This is a genomic window from Parabacteroides faecalis, assembly GCF_022809355.1.
Classification (GTDB): Bacteria; Bacteroidota; Bacteroidia; order Bacteroidales; family Tannerellaceae; genus Parabacteroides; species Parabacteroides faecalis.
The window spans coordinates 1-3573 of sequence record NZ_JAKZMM010000096.1 but is presented as its reverse complement, the minus strand read 5'-3'; the positions used below and the strand labels follow the sequence as shown (position 1 = coordinate 3573).

Genomic DNA, 3573 nt, shown 5'->3' with positions numbered 1-3573 from the left:
CTCGGTCGTTGTCTCTTTCGTAAACTGAAACGTCTATGCCGTTTTGCTGTAATAATTTTGCCATAGTCAGTCCAACGGGTCCACCACCAATTATTGCAACGTTCTTATCACTAAGTAAATTCATTTGTTTGTCTGTATCTATTCGCATTGTCATTCAAAAATGGCACATAACGGTTAGTATATGAAAAGTAGGCGATTTCGAAGTGCCAAATTTTCGGTTAAGCACAAAGTATAATACGAGCCAAAAGCCTTGAATTTACTACTGTTTCGCCTATTTTTTATATACATTGTTAGCGGGTCGTTGTTTTTGTTTATCAGTCATTTATGTGTTTTTCTATTCCATCAATAATTGATTTCCAATCATCAACGTGTAATTCGTGTCCTGTACCTTCAAGGGTGATTAGATTTGAACCTTTTATTTTTTCTAGTAAAAAACCTGCATTCTTATAATGCCAAATTTTGTCGTCTGTTCCGTGGATAATTAAGGTGGGTTGTTTGATTTCGTTTAATCTGTTCCAATATTCTTCACCACCTTGCAATGCAGCGTGATTGAACATACTTATATAATTGTTGGCTCTATTGAACTCAGCTCTTATCAGTTTTTCACTTCTTTGTTTGTCAAATTGTTTCTTGCCACTCATTAATTCTGCACCCTGAATTAAATAGTTTACCACACTGTCTTCATTTGTCCAATTGACTGTACCTGCTTTACTATGGAAATCTAAAATACTCGTGTCCATTTCAGGTATAGTTGGGTCTGAGTCTCCCCAAGGGCCTGATGACATAAGAGTTAAGGAGTTAACTCTGTCGGCAAACTTTATTGATGCTATTTGAGAAATTAGTCCGCCCAAAGAAATCCCCACAAAATGTGCTTTGTCAATCTTGTAGCCATCCAATATTGAAATAGCGTCATTAGTTAAGTCAACAATATCGTATGGAGTAGAACCTGGTTCATAATTAGTGGATTTTCCTACATCTCTGTTGTCGTAACGAATAACAAAAAATCCTTTTTCAGATAATTGTTGGCAAAATTCAGTGTCCCAATACAGCATTGATACGGTTGCACCTGCTACCAAAAGGATTGCTGGATTTTTCTTATTTCCAAAACTTTCCGTACAGAGTTCAATGCCGTTTGTTTTAATTATTTTCTCTTTCATTTCTGTTTTCCTTTGTTTGCAACTGATTATTATCAGTCCTAAAATTAATATCCAAAGTAGTTTTTTTTTCATTTATCAATGTTTAACTGTTATGCTGGTATCTTTCACAATGCCCGCTAACGTGCCGCGTATTGGCGATGGGCGGGATTTTTAGCACTGAACTTTAATCGAAGAACAGAAGTTGAATTTTGCACTTCCGTTGATACGAAGCCGTTCAGCCCGCCTATTGCCAATACGATGTTGTACGACGTAGTTATGTTTTGGGTTTTAGTCCAGCTAAATATTTTCGTATGTCATTTTCTAATTTATCCGGGTATTTGTACTCTAATTTTTTTGACAATTCAGTTCCTATTTCTGAAACTAAATCAGTCATTGAAAATAGAGCAGTCCAATTTTCCTTTATATCGCTCCCTGAAAATGTTTGTTCTGTTTTAGCCCACATTTCCTGGTTAAGATACTTTTTGAAAAGTCGTCCATATTTATTGGTCGTTATGTTCCAATTGTGTTCACTTGCAATGTGCCATTCAATTAAAGGAATTAGATATTCTGTGCGAATAACGGTTTCCGACATAAATTTCGCATAGAATATTTCATCTCTCACAAGACACTTTGCCACGTAAGTTGTGTCCCACCAAAAATCGTTTATTAGATTTTGAAACTCTTTTTCAGACGGTTTTTTGATAATGGAAATTTGATAAGTTGGTTTCAGCATTTGCTTTGTAATACCATCTTTATCAATTAAAATTTTATAACCAATATCCCAATCTTCTGGTAATTCTTTCTCTTGCGTTTCCTTTATAAATTTTGATTTGCTGTAAAGTTTAAAATCTACTTTCACACCGTCTTCATAAAGTAGCATTTTCATTGCGTGTTTATGGTTAAAACAACTTTCGTCTTCTTCAATCATAGCAATTGGATTTCCGAATTTAAGCGTCCAGCTTTTGTCTGAAATGTAATTTGTATTATCCTCAAAAACAAATTCAATGTCTAAATCACTAAATTCGTCAACAAGTGCTAAAGGATTTACAAGTGAACTTGTCAGAAGAAGAACTCTTACATCTTCGTTTTTCTCCGACCATTCTATAATTGTTCTTAACTTTTCTTCTCTGACTTTCATTTTGTTTGGTTCGGTTTTACTATGTCGTACAACGTTTGGCAAATTGGCGATGGAGCCGACTTTTAGCACAAATGTTGAATAGAATTACTAATCTTCAACATTGCACAAAAGTTCAATAGAAGTACTTCACCGGCTCTATTGCCAATTTGTTTGTTATGTGCCGTTTTATTCCATTTTATACATTTAACAATTGCTGAAACGTAAAGTCGGGTTTAAACATTTCAATTTCGTTTTGAGTTGATTCTTCTTGTGCTTCTTTGCCATAGATAAACATTTGCTGTTCATAATTTTTAACAGCCTCTTCAATGCTATTAAATTTTCCATCGGCTAGATTATCAGACAATATCAAGGCATCCACCAACCCACTATTTACTCCCTGCCCTGCAAAAGGCGGCATCAAATGTGCGGCATCCCCAATCATTGTTATGGGTAATGGGCGCTTGCTTTTCCAAGGCTTTTCTAAAGGAAATATCCGTGTAGCCAATCCTACAAATGACAACGTCGTATGAATCAATTCTTTGTAGCGTTCGTCCCAATCGGAAAATTCTTTCAGAAGAAAATCAACGACACTATTTCTGTTTTGAAAATCTACCTGCGTTTGGTTTTTCCATTCATCAGGTGTTTTAAAACTTATTCCAAAATGCAATGCACCATTATTATTGGGGTTAGCAAATAATAAATTACCTTGGTGAGATGCCATTAGCCGGTTTCCATTGCATAGCTGAAAAAATCCAGGACAGTTTATCTCTGGTTGATGAATATCGGCTTGTATATTGAAAGTACCTGTTTCTTCAACTTCCGTGTCGGTAACAAATTTTCTTACCTTGGACATCCCGCCATTGGCAAGAATAACCAAATCTGCTGTTTCACTCGGTTTATTCTCAAAAGTTAGTGTCCACTTCTTCTTACCAGGTTCAAGCATAACAAGTTTTCTATCCCAAATAACCGTGTCGTTTTCTAAACTATTCAACAAGATAGCCCTTAAGTCATTTCTGTTTATTTCAGGATTGTCAAATCGATTTTCGGGCTTTACATTTTTTGTGGATAAAATATTGCCTTTTTCATCAGCAATATTTACACCCATTGGTAAGGCTAAGTCATAATAAGTTTGTAACAATCCCGCTTTTTTCATTGCTTCCTGACCTGAACCTTTGTGTAGGTCAAGGGTTCCACCAAAAATTCTTGCCTCTCGGTCGTTGTCTCTTTCGTAAACTGAAACGTCTATGCCGTTTTGCTGTAATAATTTTGCCATAGTCAGTCCAACGGGTCCACCACCAATTATTGCAACGTTCTTATCAC

4 protein-coding genes are annotated in these 3573 nt (G+C 35.7%); all 4 read right to left on the bottom strand.

Annotated features, from left to right (window positions below):
* A partial coding sequence (locus MUN53_RS18160; RefSeq protein WP_243326830.1) for an FAD-dependent oxidoreductase occupies positions 1-154 on the bottom strand: 154 nt, incomplete at its 3' end.
* A 160-nt stretch (positions 155-314) separates the two neighbouring features.
* Positions 315-1229 (bottom strand): macrolide hydrolase EstT, encoded by a 915-nt coding sequence (gene estT, locus MUN53_RS18155; RefSeq protein ID WP_006744646.1) that lies wholly within the window; start codon positions 1227-1229, stop codon positions 315-317.
* A gap of 181 nt (positions 1230-1410) precedes the next feature.
* Entirely contained in the window at positions 1411-2274 is an 864-nt protein-coding gene (locus tag MUN53_RS18150) for an aminoglycoside 6-adenylyltransferase AadS (RefSeq protein ID WP_003013318.1), read from the bottom strand.
* 175 nt (positions 2275-2449) lie between these two features.
* On the bottom strand, positions 2450-3573 hold a 1124-nt coding region (gene tet(X), locus MUN53_RS18145), incomplete at its 5' end, for a tetracycline-inactivating monooxygenase Tet(X) (RefSeq protein WP_243326827.1).

Coding starts and splice junctions, on each gene's coding strand:
- estT (WP_006744646.1), bottom strand. CDS start 1,229: ATGAAAAAAAAACTACTTTGGATATTAATTTTAGGACTGATAATAATC.
- MUN53_RS18150 (WP_003013318.1), bottom strand. CDS start 2,274: ATGAAAGTCAGAGAAGAAAAGTTAAGAACAATTATAGAATGGTCGGAG.